General features: G+C 41.8%; 8 protein-coding genes. 6 read left to right on the top strand and 2 right to left on the bottom strand.

All coding sequences use genetic code 11. The features are described 5' to 3' along the window. Window positions 1-447 carry a response regulator gene (locus tag LC605_RS08510; RefSeq protein WP_229547144.1) on the bottom strand — a complete coding sequence of 149 codons (447 nt, stop codon included), beginning with the start codon at window positions 445-447 and terminating at the stop codon, window positions 1-3. Further along, window positions 444-3,005: a GAF domain-containing protein gene (locus tag LC605_RS08505; protein WP_229547131.1), complete on the bottom strand. Its 2,562-nt coding sequence runs from the start codon at window positions 3,003-3,005 to the stop codon at window positions 444-446. Before LC605_RS08505 ends, LC605_RS08510 begins: the two co-directional genes overlap by 4 nt. Before the next feature lie 1,717 nt (window positions 3,006-4,722). Here LC605_RS08505 and LC605_RS08500 point away from each other — a divergent pair. The 6 genes from LC605_RS08500 to ppk1 all read left to right on the top strand — a co-directional run bounded on the left by LC605_RS08500 (window position 4,723) and on the right by ppk1 (window position 16,135). Further along, the gene (locus LC605_RS08500; RefSeq protein WP_229547130.1) at window positions 4,723-7,449 is read left to right on the top strand and encodes an ELWxxDGT repeat protein; all 2,727 of its coding nucleotides are present in this window, start codon (window positions 4,723-4,725) and stop codon (window positions 7,447-7,449) included. Window positions 7,450-7,724: 275 nt separating this feature from the next. After that, the gene (locus tag LC605_RS08495; RefSeq protein ID WP_229547129.1) at window positions 7,725-8,312 is read left to right on the top strand and encodes a hypothetical protein; all 588 of its coding nucleotides are present in this window, start codon (window positions 7,725-7,727) and stop codon (window positions 8,310-8,312) included. A gap of 4 nt (window positions 8,313-8,316) precedes the next feature. Next, window positions 8,317-8,967, top strand: coding sequence for a hypothetical protein (locus LC605_RS08490; RefSeq protein ID WP_229547128.1), 651 nt, complete (start codon window positions 8,317-8,319; stop codon window positions 8,965-8,967). 38 nt (window positions 8,968-9,005) lie between these two features. Then, window positions 9,006-9,923 carry a molecular chaperone gene (locus LC605_RS08485; RefSeq protein WP_229547127.1) on the top strand — a complete coding sequence of 306 codons (918 nt, stop codon included), beginning with the start codon at window positions 9,006-9,008 and terminating at the stop codon, window positions 9,921-9,923. 818 nt (window positions 9,924-10,741) lie between these two features. Then, entirely contained in the window at window positions 10,742-13,750 is a 3,009-nt protein-coding gene (locus LC605_RS08480; protein WP_229547126.1) for a carboxypeptidase regulatory-like domain-containing protein, read from the top strand. 198 nt (window positions 13,751-13,948) lie between these two features. Beyond that, on the top strand, window positions 13,949-16,135 hold the full coding sequence (gene ppk1, locus LC605_RS08475; RefSeq protein WP_229547125.1) for a polyphosphate kinase 1: 2,187 nt from the start codon (window positions 13,949-13,951) through the stop codon (window positions 16,133-16,135). The last annotated feature ends 836 nt before the right edge of the window (window positions 16,136-16,971 follow it).

The raw sequence follows: 16,971 nt of genomic DNA, 5'->3' as shown, positions 1-16,971 counted from the left end.
CTACTCCGGTGGCAGTTTTACGATCGCAAACCAAAAACTTTCTATTGATTGTACAATTTTAACGAACTGATCGAAATCTACTGGCTTAGTTATATAACAGTTGGCAGCAAGGTTATAAGCTTTGAGAATGTCTTCTTCAGCTTGGGAAGTCGTCAAAACTACTACAGGAATTCGTTTGAGGTTTTCATCTCCTTTAATTTCTGCTAATACCTCTCGTCCATCTTTTCTCGGCAGGTTCAAATCCAGCAAGACAATATCTGGATGGGCTGCATTGACATATTTTTCCTGTTTTCGCAAGAATGCCATTGCCTCTACACCATCTTCGACTACACTCAAGTGAATCGAGATTCTGCTATCTTCTAGGGCGATGCGTGTGAGTTGGGCATCACCAGGATTGTCCTCTACCAACAAAACCTGAATAGACATAATTGCTGTGATGGTTTTCACCATTGCTTGAGAGCTCTATCTGGAATTGTGAAGTAGAAAGTCGAGCCTTGACCCAGTTTTGACTCAACCCAGATCCTGCCGCCGTGGCGTTCTATAATTTTCTTACAAATTGCCAGACCAATTCCAGTACCTGGATACTTGCCTCTACCGTGCAAGCGCTGAAAAATTATAAATATGCGTTCAGCGTATTGGGATTCCAAACCAATACCATTATCGCGCACCCAGAACAACCATTCATCTGCCGACGGGATAAAATTTAAACTTTCTCCATCTAGATTTGTATCTCCCTTTACTACCCCAATGTGAATTCGTGGCTGCTGATCACGGCAAAATTTGATCGCGTTGGCAATCAGGTTTTGAAATACTTGTGTTAATTGGGTAGCATCAGCCATCACTTCAGGTAGAGAATCATGAGTGACAACTGCTTGACTATCTGCGATCGCAATTTGCAGATTAGCGATCGCCTGTTCTAAGACAATACTACAATTAACTTGCATAAAGGGCTGTCCCCTGCTGCTGACGCGAGAATAGTTCAACAAATCGTTAATTAAGGTCTGCATCCGGGAGGCCCCATCTACTGCATAGGTGATAAACTGATCGGCATTGGCATCCAGTTGATTTTTGTATCTTTGCTCTAATAGTTGTAAATAACTAGTTACCATCCGCAACGGCTCTTGCAAGTCATGGGAAGCAACATAGGCAAACTGTTCCAATTCTGCATTGGAACGGGCAAGTTCCTGACTTTGCTGAGTTTGTTTTTCTAATAGTTGCGCTTGAGATAAAGCAATTCCAATTTGATTACCTAGTTGCTGTAACAACTCCGTCTCAAAGTTATTCCACCTTCGAGGTGCAGCACACTGATGAGCCAGCAACAAGCCCCAAATGCCATCTCTGACAAGAATCGGCACTACGAGATTAGCCCTGACAGCAAATTGTCCAAGAAATTCTCGATGACAAGGTTGGATATGAGCAACTTCAATGTCTTCAATGGCACTAACTCTTCCCTGACGATATCTTTCTATGTATTCTTCTTTAAAGCAGGGGTCAAAAATATTTCTTCCCAGAATTACGGCCCAACCAGGTAGCACCGCCTCTTGCACCACTGTTCCCGAACCATCAGGACGCAGTTGAAAAATCAAAACTCGGTCAGCTTGTAGTAGTTTTTGTACCTCTGTGACTGTGGTTTGAAGGATTTCGTCTATTTGTAAAGATTCTCGAATTTTCAGGGTAATTTCGGCAAATAGTTGCGATCGCATATTTTGCCGCTTTAATTCTTCTTCTGCTCCTTTGCGATCTGTGATATCAGTATAAGAACCCACCATCCGCGCCATATCACCCAATGCGTCCCAAAGTGCCTGTCCTCGATCTAGAATCCATTTATACCTACCATCTTGACACTGGACTCGATATTCACAAACGTAAAACGGTGTTTTCCTGGCAAAGTGGTCTTGGAAAGCTTCAAGTACGCAATCTCGATCATCGGGATGGATTAGTTTTCTCCATTCATCCCAATGCTTGCAAACTTCGTGGTCTTTATAGCCGAGCATTTCCTTCCATCGAGTTGAGAAGAACACTTCATTAGTTTTAAGGTTCCAGTCCCAAATACCATCATTATTACCATGTAATGCTAATTGCCAACGTTGTTCACTTTCTCGTAGTGCTTCTGCTATTCGCCGCCGTTCAGTAACATCTTGGAAATAAATAGACAAGCCGTCTTTTGCAGGATAAGCATAGATATGAAGCCAGCAGTTTAGTTGCGGATAAAACTCCTCAAATTCCACACACACCTGTTCTAAGATTGCTCTGTGATACTCACGATGGAATGTTGTGCCGATAATTTCTGGAAACACTTCCCAGATGTTTTTACCCAAAAGCTCATTCTGAGTTTTTTGCAACAGCCGTTCTGCTTGACCATTAATATAAGTAAATTGCCACTTTTTATCTAAGGCAAAAAACCCATTAGTGATGCTTTCCAGAAGATTAGTAATGCGGATTTTGGCAGCTTCAGATTGGGCGCGGGCTGCTTCCTCATATGCCATTATTTTATCGGTAATTTGAGATACCTCAGTCACATGATATCTGAGTTCTAATTGGTCGATTACCAGACGACTCAGAGCCACAAGCGCCTCCACTTGTTTTTGGCTCAATTCCCGTGGAACTTGGTCAATTACACACAGAGTTCCTAACATATCTCCCCTGGGAGTAATTAAGGGTACACCTGCATAAAACCGGATGTACGGATAGCCAGTCACTACCGGATTATTTGCCAACTTTTCATCAGCTAAAGTATCAGGAACTACCACAACGCTACGCTGCTCTTGACATAGATAAAATAACCCAACACTCCGGGGCATTTCTGATATATCTAAACCTACTTTTGCCTTAAACCATTGACGATTTTCATCAATGAAATTTACCAAAGATATGGGAGTACCGCAAATAAAAGCCGCTAACTGAGCAAGATTGTCGTAGGCTTCTTCGGGTTCCGTGTCAAGAATTTGATACTGGCGTAGAGCTTTTAACCTCATCGCTTCTATATCAATATGTGTAGCTTTCATTAACTTTTATTAATAGCTCTAAATATGATATTCAGTCAACAGCGTGGCTATTTCAATATAGCTTAACGTTTTTTAATAATTGTTAGTCCTTTCGCTTCCTCTGACTGTTTAGCAAAGCCTGTTAAAGTATTATTCTCTGCGAACCTACCCTACGGGAAGGCGAAGCGCCTATGCGCTTCCCTTTGCGCCCCTACCCTGCGGGAAGGCGAAGCGCCTATGCGTTTAAATTTCAACCCTCAATTCACCACGATTTTATGCTGCATCTGTACTTAGGCCGCAAAGTTATTGCGATCGCACTGATGAAAGAGGACTAAACTCCTCTCTTCTCTTCTTAACATGAGTTCGACTACGCTCAGTGACCACGCCAACGAGACGCACTCACCAACACTACAAACTCAAAATAATATGCCAGTTGCGTAAGTCCTATAAAAATCTCTTAAGCTAAACCACACCCAATACTGCTCGGTTAAACTTAAAAATCATTCTGGCGTAGGTTGGGTTGAGGAACGAAACCCAACATTTTCTTTCTTTTTGTTGGGTAACACTAAAGTTCAACCCAACCTACAAATCTTCTACAAATCTTTTTAACCGAGCAGTATTGAAACCACACCTAGTTTGCATATTCAAAATTAATATAACTCTTGTGGCAATACTGCGTAGGTTTTTAATATTTGTAGGTTGGGTTGAGCAATGCGTTACCCAACAAACCCCGCTCTTCGGTTGGGTTTCGTTCCTCAACCCAACCTACACGTTTTTTATTTTTTTGCCAAAACCTACGCAGTATTAACTCTTGTGGGGTGGGCAACATCAGCACCCTAATTATGCAACTTAAATGTGGAACAGCTTATCTGTTGGCTGACACGCCCGCCCTGAAATAAATTTCTTTGGCTTTTAGCTAAAGTCCACTTCAGTAGACTAAAAACTTTTCCGATTATTTAGTCATCTTTTAGATGACTTGAGCTATGAGCAAGGAACTTCAGTTCCTTGCGGGACATAACTTTCAGGTTAACTTGACACCAATGCGCCCCGCTACGCTAACGCAATTATTACCCCATAACTAAAATTGGTTGCCCTATTTACTGAAAAAAAATGATCAATCTACATGACGAAATGTACATTCAGCGAATGAACACAATATCGAAATCGCAGAATTAGGCAATACTTTAAAATTCAAATTTCCATCTGAAAATTTTACGTAAATTTACTGTAGCACTATATTTTATGTAAAAGTTAGAGTTTACCTGAAATAAATTCTAACGGAGGTATTTGAGAGAACAATAAAAAGCTACTACAAATAAATAGCCTGTAATTACTTAATGCAATTTTTTCTAAAGCTGTCATCCAATTATCACCTTGCTCCAATGATTAGAGTCTTAGTACAACATTTCATTAATTCGTAGCGAATTCTCTGCGAACCTTTGCGCTTCCCTTTGCGCCCCTTTGCGTTTAAATTTCAACCCTCAATTGGCCACGATTTTAAGCAAAGCTGTACTTAGAGCAATTTACGATTAAAAAACAATACGCTTGAGTGAAGCATTTCTTCCTTCTCTTTGCGTCCAACTCTTACGAGACGCACTCGCGTTGGCGTCAGCCTAAGAAGAGAAGGCGATTCGTTAAAAAAATTAACTTTGACAAAGAGTTTTAGGCTTAACCCAAGGGTATTGCACTACAAGTAATTTGCAGCCATTATAAGCATCGGAGTTTTAGAAAAAATACTATGGCAACAACATATACAGGATTTCCAGATCCAGGAGGTAGCAGAAGTACAGCTTTAGATACTACATCTGCACTCTATATAGGTGGTTCACTCAGCAACAACTCCAGTATTTTTCAGGACTCTGTTACTAGTAGTGATCCTACCGACTTTTACAAAATCCGCATTGGTGCTAGCAGCAGCGACCCCGCTAGCGCCGTGACGCTGAGATTGAATAACTTAACTGGTAACGCAAGTCTAATACTGTATGACGAAAGCGGTACTACTCTCCAAACTGCCAATTCTAGCGGTACAACACCAGAATTACTCACTCGCAGCCTGAATCCAGGTTTATACTATGTCCGTGTCGGTTCAGTGAGTGGTGCAAGCACTAATTACAACCTCAGCCTCTCAGCTAATCCAATTAACATTAATAAAGCCGGTGACGACTCCCAGGCGCAAGCATTCAACATTGGTTCTCTAACTAGTAACTATATTACCACTGATTATGTTGGCAATAGAGGTGTCATCCTTGATAACGATGATTACTACAAATTTGACGTAGTAAATAGTGGGGCGTTCAGCTTGAACCTCAATGGTTTAGGAGGTGATGCCAATGTGGAATTACAGAATAACTCTGGAACAATTATCCAAACTTCCACTCAAACTGATACTAATTCAGAATCAATTAGTCGCAGCCTTGCTAGCGGTACATACTACATTCGAGTCTATCCTGGTTCCACAAGTGCGACAAACTACACTTTGAATCTTAACTTTGCTGCCGACCCAGTAGACAATGCAGGGAACACCCTGGCGACGGCTCGCAATATTAATACCTTAAGCTCTACGGCTTCAACCTTCACAGACTATATAAATAGCATTGATAGTAACGACTATTACCGTTTTGATTTAACGTCGATCGCTCTAGTTGGTCTGACATTAACACCTCAAACAGCAGATGCCAACGTCCAACTGCTCCACAGCAACGGCACAGCGATCGCGACTTCTAGCCAGACTGGTATTACTCCAGACATTATTCGCCACAGCTTGAATGCAGGCTCATACTATATCCGAGTATACCCGGCTTCTGGTGCAGCAACTAACTACGATCTGAGTGTTTCCTCTACTCCTATTGCCCCTGATATAGCGCCAAACACGAGAGGTACAGCTAAAAATATTGGCACTCTAGATGGTTCCCAGAACTTTAGCGATTTTATTGGCAATATCGACACAGACGATTATTACCGTTTCAATCTGCTTTATAAGAGTCAGTTAACCGTCTCTCTTCTTGGCCTATCTGATAATCCTCGTGTGGATTTACTCAACAGCACCGGAACTACCCTCCAAAGCTTTAATCTCTCAGAAAATACACCAGAATTTACCTTTGTCACTAATAACCTTGTAGCGGGTACTTATTACGTTCGGATTAACTCTCTTGGTGCTAACACTTTTTACAACCTAAGTCTGTTAAGCGATCGTCAAATTGAGAAGTTTGAAATCTTCCCAGGCTCAAGTAGTTCTAACCCGAATAATCTCACGGCGCTAGGTAGCACCTTGTACTTTACTGCCAACGATGGCAACGGCGTCCAACTGTGGAAGAGTGACGGCAGCCTAGCAAGTACAACCAAGCTCACCAACATTAACCCCGGCAGTTTTAACCCAGACAAACTCACGATTTTTGGCAGCAAGTTACTCTTGAGCGCTGATGATGGTACTAACGGTAGAGAACTTTGGGTTTACGATGGTACGACAGCCAATAGAGTGAGCAATATCAATCCTGGACTTGGTAGTTCAGACCCCAACAATCTCACTGTAGTTGGTAATAAAACATTCTTCACTGCAAATGACGGTACTAACGGCAATGAACTTTGGGCTTACGATGGCACGACAGTTAGTTTGGTCAAAGATATCTACTCAGGTTCCAAAAGTTCCAGTCCCAGCAATCTCATCGCATTTAACAACAAACTGTATTTCACCGCCAGTGACTCAGTTAACGGTGTTGAACTATGGTCAAGCGACGGTACCGCAGTTGGAACCACCCTTGTCAAGGACATCAGACCTGGTGCATTGGGTTCAGATCCTGCCACACTTACTGCAATTGGTAGCACTCTCTACTTCACTACCAATGATGGTACTAAGGGTCTTGAACTATGGAAGAGTGATGGCAGCAATGCAGGAACAACTATTGTCAAAGATATTACCTCTGGTACAGGTGGTTTTGGGCCAACCGAACTTAGAGGTTTAGGTAATACTTTATATTTCGTCACAGATAGCAATGGTGACTTCAAGCAAGAACTGTGGAAGAGCAATGGCACTGATGCAGGAACTGTGAGGGTCAAAAATGACCTGACAAAAGCCCCGAATATTAGTTTTGGCCCACTGTATCTAACTGCTGTCGGTAGCACTCTCTACTTCACAACCTATGACAGCACAACAGGACTAGAACTGTGGAAGAGTAACGGCACCGATGCAGGTACAGTTCTAGTCAACGATATCTGGGAAGGCCCAGATCCAAACAACAGTTTTCCTAGTAGTCTCGTTAATTTTGGTAATACCCTCTATTTTGTAGCTTCTGAGTCTGCAAACGATAGAGAAGTGTGGAGTAGTGACGGCACAGATGTAGGTACAAGAAGGGTGAGCGATATTAACTCAACAGGCAATGCCAACCCTACCCATCTGACTGTCGTTGGTACACAACTATTCTTCACAGCCACCAACGGGACGGATGGAACAGAATTGTGGGTTTTATGAAAAGGAGGTGATGTTTATAACCAAGTCATAAAGTAAGAATTTCCCTTTGCTCAATTCCATATCAATGTCTCAAACAACTTTCCGAAGCCTGGAAAATCACTTAGGACTTACGCAATAACTCTCTGAAACTCTTATTCCTTTGTGTCCTCTGCGCCCTTTGCGGTTCGTTTTTTCATTATTTTGCGTAAGTCCTATCACTCCTAAATAGTGAAGCCAATTGGGAAGTTCAAAACTAACTAAATTCACATAAATATACTGAGGAGCGAATTTGAATCATGAAAAATAACATCCTAGCCATTATCGTTGCTGCTGGTACCGCCGTTGTCGGTAGTTCTTTGTTCTCAGCACCAGCCCACGCCCAGCTCACTACTAACCAAAACGTGGCTGTTCAAATTACTGTGCCAGAAGTACTTTATTTGCGGACTTTCCAAACAGTTGATTTAGCTATTACTGAAGCTGACTTAGCAGGAGGTACGGCAGTAACTACAGCTGGAATTGGAACAAACTTCAACGCGCCTCCTACCACGACCGGTGCTACTTCTATCAATCGAACTAGTCCATTTACTGGTTTAACAGGCGGTAGTATCACAAAAACCGTAGATGAATTATATGCTGTTTGGTCTAACAACCCCGATAACGGTATTGTTGTCACCTTGACTGCTCCTGGTGCTACCAATCTTCTTACAGGTGCAAATGGTGGTAGTGCAACCATTGCCGCCATCAATGGTGATTACACAGGTGCAGCACCTGGTTTAAGTACACCTTACGTTGGTGGTGCAGATCTAGACTTGAACTTGAGTGGTGCTACGAAGGCTGGTGCGTACACCGGAGGTGTCGTAAATGTTAGCGTAACAGCTCCATAGTTCCATGATTACTGGTGTAGGCATCTTGTTTGCTGCCATTACTAGGCAAGCAGGATGCCAACCAGATAATGCCATTTTCGTGGTTAAAGACAGTTACAGCCAAATGGTTAGCAATCAGACAATTTATTTTCAGTCTTGCTTAGGTATGTTACTGGCACTTCTGACTTGGCCACAGTCACAAGTTGTAGCCCAATCTCTAAATTTGCCAGAGCCAACACAAATCTATCAGATATCAACCCCTCAACAACTGACCATTCCTCCCCAACAGTTAGGGGAAATTTTACCTGCTCCCGTTAGTCAGACAGTGAGGAATGAGCAAGACCTACTAGCTCCTCCCCAGTTTCATACGGTAATTACCCGCGAGTTACCAGAGCTTTGGCAGATGCGCGTTCCTATAGACAAAGTGGGTTCTCTCTATGCCACTTATGAACTGAGAGCAGAAAATGGACAAAATAATGGGTTTAGTAGCAATTACCGTTCTGACCAAACAATGCCGGTTGTTGTGGAACCGTTACCCATTATCGAGATATCTCGTGATGAGAATACCAACACAGCTTTAGTTCAGGGGGGTGTGCGGTTGCAATTCGATCTCGCTAATGTCGGAATTGCAGGTGGCTATGGGGGTGTAATAACGGTCACGGTAAACCAACATTAGTAGTAAATAATACTTACCTAAAAATGGTATGTAAAGATATGTTTCGCAGAGCCACACATTTAGCCTTAAGTTTAATAGGGGCATTTTCCCTGGGGATATCAAGCGCCACAGCTTTGAATATTGGTGTCAGCCCAAACCGAATTGAACTAGAAATTAGCCGCAAAACTCGCACTCAAGCGATTCGCGTACTCAACCCATCTTCTGAGCCGATTGAACTCAAAGCTTATGTGCGGACTTGGAAGATGAATGAAAACAATAAATTGGTAGAAATGCCTTCCACTGAAGAATCATTAGATCAGTGGACTGTTTTCACTCCCTCTCAATTTACCGTTCCCCCTCGCAGCGCCCAGACTATACGTTTTGCTATTCGTCCCAAAGTTCAACCTAAACCAGGTGAATACCGTGCTGTACTATATTTTGAAGAAATTCCTTCTGCCAGCCAGAAATCCCAGGGTGTGCGTTCTGTAGGACGCTTAGGGGTTGTTATCTATGGCTATGTAGGAGACATCAAGCGAGTTGGTGTACTCAATTCAGTTACTGTAGCTCCTCAATCCAATGGTGTAACAGCCCTATTTGATATTTCTAGCCAAGGTAATGGTTATGTCCGCCTAAAAGGTCAATATGCCATTTGGCCTGCTGCTAAATACCCAGGAGCTGCGGCTACAAAACCTATAGGTGACTTGGAAAAACCAGGAAAAAAGCTCCCAGATAATTTATTAGCAGCGGGAAGTTTACCACTAGCGCCCGTACTACCTAATACTCGTCATCAACTCGAATTACCTATTACCCAAACATTAGAACCGGGTAAATACGTATTAGATATTAACGGCGAATTGAACGGAGTAAAAATCGATCAAGGTATTCCCTTTACTGTTCCAAAAGCTACTACTAGTGCCTCAAATCAAACTAGGTCTTCTGGTTCTCGAAATTTGAGAAATCGTCTTCGTAGTAAATAGTTTTTGCTTAATTAAAAGCCGAAATAATCAGGCAGAGTTGATTTTATACTGCGCCTGAATTTATTAGAGGATGTTTGAAAAGTAGTTAGCTGTATCTTTGCACTTATCGATCCCCCCTAACCCAATACGGTTCAGTTAAGGATAATTGTAGGTTGGGTTGAACTTTAGTGTTACCCAACAAACCCCGCTCTTCGGTTGGGTTTCGTTCCTCAACCCAACCTACGCAATACAAGGTTTTTGACGCTAACTAAACCGTATTGCCCCCTAACCCCCCTTAAAAAGGGGGGAACCGGAATTAAAGCCCCCCTTTTTAAGGGGGGATCAATAACGTTTTGCTACCGACGAAAGGACTTTTCAAACATCCTATTAGAGGTGGACTCAATAAGGTTTTGTTAAGAATATTTGTAGGTTGGGTTGAAGGTTGTGAAACCCAAGAAACCTTGCAATATATTGGGTTTTTTTCTTCAACACAACCTACATATTTTCATTTTTTGGGCTTAACCGAACCCTATTGGAGGCAATACTGCACGCTTTGTGAATATTCGTAGGTTGGGTTGACGCAATGGGAAACCCAACAAACCCATGAAAATGTTGGGTTTCGTTCCTCAACCCAACCTACACATTTCTATTTTTTATGCAAAACCTACGCAGTATTGCTATTGGAGGTGGACTTCCCTAGGGAACGCTACGCGAATGCTTGTGTAGTAGGGAATTATATTCGCCCAATACTTTCAAAACATCCTCATTGCTTTTTTGATTATCAATCTTTGCTGAATTATCTTCCCACTTTCAATATAGTTTTTGTGATTAGCTAAGATATGTTGCATCTAGTTTTACCACCTACGCCACCTGTAGCTTCTATTACTTTAACACAGCAAAAAAATGTTTTTGATAAACGTTTAAATAAGAAAAAAATGAGTTTATCAAGACAAGATAAACACATGATACCCGCCTCTACAAAAGATTTTATTTCTACAACGCTAAAAGTAAAAATTTTAGATTATACAGTTGATAAGATCCAGTCTCACCATTCAACAGCAACCATTACTATTGCTACCAAAGCTCAAGAATATGTAACTAAATTTTCGACTAATCAAACTATTAAAATAGCTTTACCAGTTTCATCAAAAATTCCTCATTCGGCAATTAAGCTGATTGCAAATACTCCCACAGAAGCAAAAAATGGCAACGAAAATCCTACCAATACTACAGATAGCACTCCCAAAGTGACAAATACAAAGTCTACTAATGATATTAACCCAGTAGATAAACTGAGGAATACTTCCACACCTGTAGAGACAGGAACAAGTACTATTACTCAAAATATCAAGGCAACAAATGGAAAATTTTTGGTCGGGGTGATTATCAACAATAGAGAAGTTGGTAGTTTAGATATTCGTATGGATGCTAATACTATTTTAGTTCCCCTCCAAGAATTTGCAGAAATCGCTAGTTTCAGTGTTGAAAATATTGAAGGTAAAACACAAATAAAAACTCCTCTGGGAGTTGTTAATTTAGAAACAAGTAACCTGAAGCAAATTGAGGGAATAACATATATTAGTCAGACATTGCTGAAAGAAAAATTATCTACTTTGATAGAGTTTGATGCTGCTAATTTAACTTTGAGTATTAATTTGCCCTGGCGACGTGATAGTGGGAACTCTCCACAGCCAGTATCTGAATTACAACCTGAAGTTATACCTCCTAGCAGCGCCTTTTCCAATTTAAGGCAAGAATTACAAATTACCAACGATTCTAGAGACACACGGGTACGTAGTTCTACTCTTTTAGGGGGACGACTAGCAGGAGGCAGTTGGCGGGTACGTTTGAATAATACTTTTGTCAATCAACCTGATGTTTCTGAATACTTTTTTTATAAACGTACCAATCAATTTCGCTATCAAATCGGTAGGCAACAAGTTGGTTTGCATCCTTTACTGAACGGGATGAATTTGACGGGAGTACAACTTGGTTATAGTAATTTAGCTGCCGATAGGTTTTCACAACAGTACGGTGCATCTGAACTTTTACCCAGACGAGGTAGACCTTTACAAACATTTCAAGGTCAAGTACCACCAGCAAGTTTTGTGCAGCTAAGAGTAGGGGGAATTGTATTTGCACAACAACAGGTTGGACTCAATGGTAGATATGAGCTTATTGATGTAAATTTACCTACTGGTAACACCAATGAAATTGAACTGTTGGTCTACGATCGCAATAATCTTAGTATACCTATTGAAATTCGCTCTTTAAATATCAATGTTTCTGATTTGTTGCTTCCAGCAGGTGGCAATGTGCAGCTAAGTGGGTTGGGATTAAGTGGCAATTTAGCACAGGATTCCTTATTTGGAGATTACGGTTCCGAATCAGGTAAGCTGGTTGGATTTTATCAATTGCGCCAAGGATTTTCAGATAATCTAACTTTTGAAGGTTCTGTGCAAGCTGTTCCGGGTACTGTACAAACACAAGCAGGCTTCATTTGGCGACTGGCAAATCCACTTGTTCTCGCTAGTAGTATCGGTACATCACGTGGTCAACTTGGTTATACAACCGATTTCAGCCTAAATTTGGGTCGGTTAGAAGTTATCGGGAATTCGCAATTGTTTCCTAATGGATATAACTCAACTAGTCAATTGCGCGATCGCTTCAACCATAGCCTGGAAGCAAAATATCGTTTCAGTAATAATTTTTCCTTGGGATTTATTGCCCGTAATCGCCAAGACGAATATACAGGCACTAGTTATATTTCACCTACTTTTTCTCTAATTCCTTTTAAGAGCTTATCTTTATGGGGTAGACCCGATTTGGATGGGCGATATTTATTTACTGCTTTCTATTACCCAAATAGCTCAACTAGACTTAGTTTAAATACTTTTGGTAATGTATACACTTCAGATTTGACCTATAATTTGAACCGACAATATCAGTTATCTTTCGGTAGCGAATTTGGTGGCGATTTAGCAGATCGTTACTCTACGACCCTAAATTATAATTCTCCGAACCCCAACGGCTTGAATTGGAGAGTAGGACTTGCTTACAGTGATGGCGATGTCGGGCCAGTTGTTGGTGCTAGTATGCAGGTGCTACCAGGCTTATTTGCCAGGGTGGAATATCAAAGCATTCCTTCCAGAAGTAGAAACCTTTTGGGTGGATTTGGAGACGATCGCCTGACTGTTTTACTAGTGTCAGATTTATCTTTTGCCGGAGGTAGTGTTATTCCAGCTAGGTCTTCTGGTTTGGGACAAGAAAAAGGTGCGATCGGTGGGCAAATTGTAGTCGAAGGAGGAAAGAAAGACTTTGACTTAGGTGGGGCAAATATCCGCGTCTTAAATAGTCGCAACAACAGAGTTAGCACAGCTAAAACTGACTCCTCTGGCAAATTCTTTGTTGGCAACCTCCCAGAAGGTATCTACGTTGTTGAACTTGATCCAGATCGGTTGCCTATAGAACTTGCTACCGTCAAAACTAGTATAGTAGCAGAAGTAGCCGCGTCGGCTGTGACTCGTTTAGATTTCACCACAAGATTAGAATACGGTTTAGCAGGACGCATCACTGATGTGGCAGGTAAGCCAATGCCACAAGTGCAAGTGGAACTAGTCAATGCTGCCGGCACACGCGTCTTATCAGCAGTGACTGACGAATTTGGTCTTTATCGTCTGGATGGAATTCCTATTGGTAGGTACACATTGCGAGTTCCTAATCAAGATGGCATGACCAGTACCGAAACTTTTCCCACACGAGAAGTAGCAATTAACAAAGAGTTTATCTACGACCAAAATCTGCAATTGCCGTTTGCCACGGCAACGAAGGAAACTAAGGACAAATAGACATCTCCAAAAATGTAGAGACGTAGCACTGCTACGTCTCTACAAGGGTTCTGGGTAACGCATATTTAATTTATGGAGATGTCTAATGAAGTTCCCTTTTTCCTCCCCGAAAAGCTGCTTCGCCTCCATGCACCATTTAACTTATTATGTTTATTATCCCCCAGTTAAATGGGCTACTCCTGCCTGCCTTTAGTCATTATGGCAAAATCTAAGAAAAGCGCTACTCCTATTAATCTCAGCGATCCACAATATTATCTTAACCGAGAGTTAAGCTGGCTAGAATTTAATGGCAGGGTGTTACATGAAGCCTGTGACGATCGCACGCCTCTTCTCGAACGGCTGAAGTTTTTGGGAATATTCAACTCTAACTTGGATGAGTTTTTCATGGTACGGGTTGCTGGTTTAAAGCAACAAGTAGAGGCGAAAGTTAGTCTGTTAACTCCCGATGGTCGGACACCACAACAACAATTGGACGATATTCGGTCTACTCTCACTCCTCACGTCAAGAAACAGCACCAACATTTTGAGCAAGTACTGCGTCCCCTACTAGTAAATCACGGTATCCATATCCTGGATTACATAGATTTAAATCCAAAACAGCGAACTCATCTTAACAGTTATTTTGAGGAACAAGTCTTTCCAGTTTTAACTCCCCTGGCTGTTGATCCTAGTCATCCCTTTCCGTTTATTTCTAATCTCAGTCTGAATCTGGCTGTTGTGGTCAAAAATCCAGACACGGAAGAAGAATTCTTTGCCAGAGTTAAAGTCCCTAGTGTTCTACCACGATTTTTACCGATACCGCCTGAGTTGAGAGATCAAAACAGCGACAAACCTGCCCACTGGATCGGTGTACCTTTAGAACAGGCGATCGCTCATAATTTGGAATCTTTATTTCCAGGGATGAATATTCAAGAATATCATCCCTTCCGCATTACCCGTGATGCCGATTTGGTTTTAGAAGAAGATGAAGCAGATGATCTGTTGTTAGCGATCGAACAGGAATTGCGAAAACGCCGGCTAGGTGGAAGTCCAGTCCGGCTAGAAATTCAATCCCAAACTCCTGAAATAGTGCGATCGCGATTATTGCAAGATTTGGAATTAACAGATGGCGATGTTTACGAGGTAGATGGTCTTTTAGGACTGCGGGATTTAATGTACTTTATGTCCTTACCATTGCCAGAACTCAAAGATCCACCACGCCAATCTGTTGTCCCATTACGCCTGCAAAGGCTGAGAGAACCGAGTTTAGACCCAGAAGCACTGGAAACGGACGAAGGAAAAGATTTTTTTGCTGTGATTCGGGAAAAGGATTTGCTAGTACACCATCCTTATCAATCCTTTTCGGCAACAGTGGTGCGCTTTATTACCCATGCTGCCTACGATCCGAATGTATTAGCCATCAAGATGACCCTTTACCGGACTTCTGGCGACTCGCCCATAGTTAACGCTTTAATTGCTGCTGCTGAAAATGGCAAGCAGATATCTGTGCTGGTGGAATTAAAGGCGCGATTTGATGAGGAGAACAACATTTACTGGGCAAAGCGACTTGAAAGAGTTGGAGTTCATGTTGTCTATGGTTTAGTGGGGCTGAAAACCCACAGTAAAACCGTCATGGTAGTACGGCGCGAAAAAGACCGGATACGTCGCTACGTGCATATTGGCACTGGTAATTATAACCCCAAAACGGCGCGACTGTATACAGATTTGGGATTGTTTAGTTGCCGTGAAGAATTGGGTGCTGACATCACAGATTTATTTAATTTCTTGACAGGATACTCCCTGCAAAAGTCTTATCGAGAGTTGCTGGTTGCGCCTGTGAATATGCGCGATCGCTTTCTAGCACTAATTCACCGCGAAATCGAAAATGTTCAAAATGGATTTTCTGGGCGGATTGTTGCCAAAATGAATGCCCTAGTCGATCCACAAATCATCGCCACTTTATATGAAGCTTCCCGCGCCGGAGTGCAAATCGACTTAATTATCAGGGGCGTTTGTTGTTTGCGTCCAGGACTCAAAGACATCAGTGAAAACATTCGCATCATCAGCATTGTTGGTCGCTTTTTAGAACACTCTCGGGTTTTTTATTTTCATAACAATACCCAGGAGGAAATCTATATTGGTAGTGCCGACTGGATGCGCCGCAACTTAGATCGCCGAGTCGAAGTAATTACCCCAGTGAAAGACCCGGATATTGCTAAAGATTTGCAAGAAATTATGGGAATTATGCTGGCCGATAATCGCCAAGCTTGGGAATTACAAGCCGATGGCACTTACATTCAACGGCGTCCCTATGATGATTCTCCAGAAGCTAATTCACAAAAAATTCTTATGAACATGGCATTACGCTCAAGTGGTGTAGCCTCAAACTTGATTGATAAAAAATAAGTTATTTAGACCTTGACAACTAACTCAACTTGGTTATTTTTAGCAATACCTTTGCCAAAATAAGAGCCTAGAAAAATTTTGGCAAAAACTGGCAAAATCTCCATACATAAACCTTTAGCTTCTGAGGTAGATGGGACTCTCAGAACCTTTATACTGCAAGCAATACGTTAAAAAAAACCTTGTGGTAAACCTTAAAGGAATTTTTAGGACTTATTGTTTTTGCCAAACCTCAGAGAACAGCGAGTTAATGGTGCAAGCGTCATCAACCCACTCTCGTAAATTGGCGAAGGTATTGTTTTAGAGAATAGGACTTACGCAAGTGTCACAAAAAATAAAAGCTTTTAGTTTGTAGTCAGGGCTACCCTACGGGAACGCTCCGCGAACAGCCCTGATGAAAGAAGACTTTAGTCCTCTCTTCTCTTCTTAGGCTGCGCCAACGAGACGCACTCGCGTTCACTACAAACTCCAAATAATATGCCAGTTGCGTAAGTCCTAGAGAACTTGAATTTTTTGAGCAATTGTCTAAGCTCGACTTTATCTAAAATTCACAACTTGGTTGTCTTGATACAGCAAAAACTTTTTTCATAGCATAAGTAAGTCGGCAAGAATAAACCAAACTATATTACGAAACGTAAACACACCTTAAACCCTTATAAATGACGAAGGACAAATGACAAATGACAGCCTTAGCTAGTTAGCTTTATTTGCGTCGCTCTACTTAATTAGTTATGATTCCCACAGTCACTGCACTGCAAAGAGCCAAAGCTGCGCTTCGTCTCCCCTCCCGAAGAGCGGGGAGGGGATTAAGGGGTGGAGTTCTTTGGGTTTAATAAGTA

Origin of the sequence: Nostoc sp. CHAB 5836 (genome assembly GCF_020829445.1) — a bacterium.
In the GTDB taxonomy this organism is placed as follows: domain Bacteria; phylum Cyanobacteriota; class Cyanobacteriia; order Cyanobacteriales; family Nostocaceae; genus Nostoc.
Note: the sequence above shows the minus strand (reverse complement) of the source record. Positions and strands in the feature narration are given on the sequence as shown.

Coding starts and splice junctions, on each gene's coding strand:
- LC605_RS08505 (WP_229547131.1), bottom strand. CDS start 3,005: ATGAAAGCTACACATATTGATATAGAAGCGATGAGGTTAAAAGCTCTA.
- LC605_RS08500 (WP_229547130.1), top strand. CDS start 4,723: ATGGCAACAACATATACAGGATTTCCAGATCCAGGAGGTAGCAGAAGT.
- LC605_RS08495 (WP_229547129.1), top strand. CDS start 7,725: ATGAAAAATAACATCCTAGCCATTATCGTTGCTGCTGGTACCGCCGTT.
- LC605_RS08490 (WP_229547128.1), top strand. CDS start 8,317: ATGATTACTGGTGTAGGCATCTTGTTTGCTGCCATTACTAGGCAAGCA.
- LC605_RS08485 (WP_229547127.1), top strand. CDS start 9,006: ATGTTTCGCAGAGCCACACATTTAGCCTTAAGTTTAATAGGGGCATTT.
- LC605_RS08480 (WP_229547126.1), top strand. CDS start 10,742: ATGTTGCATCTAGTTTTACCACCTACGCCACCTGTAGCTTCTATTACT.
- ppk1 (WP_229547125.1), top strand. CDS start 13,949: ATGGCAAAATCTAAGAAAAGCGCTACTCCTATTAATCTCAGCGATCCA.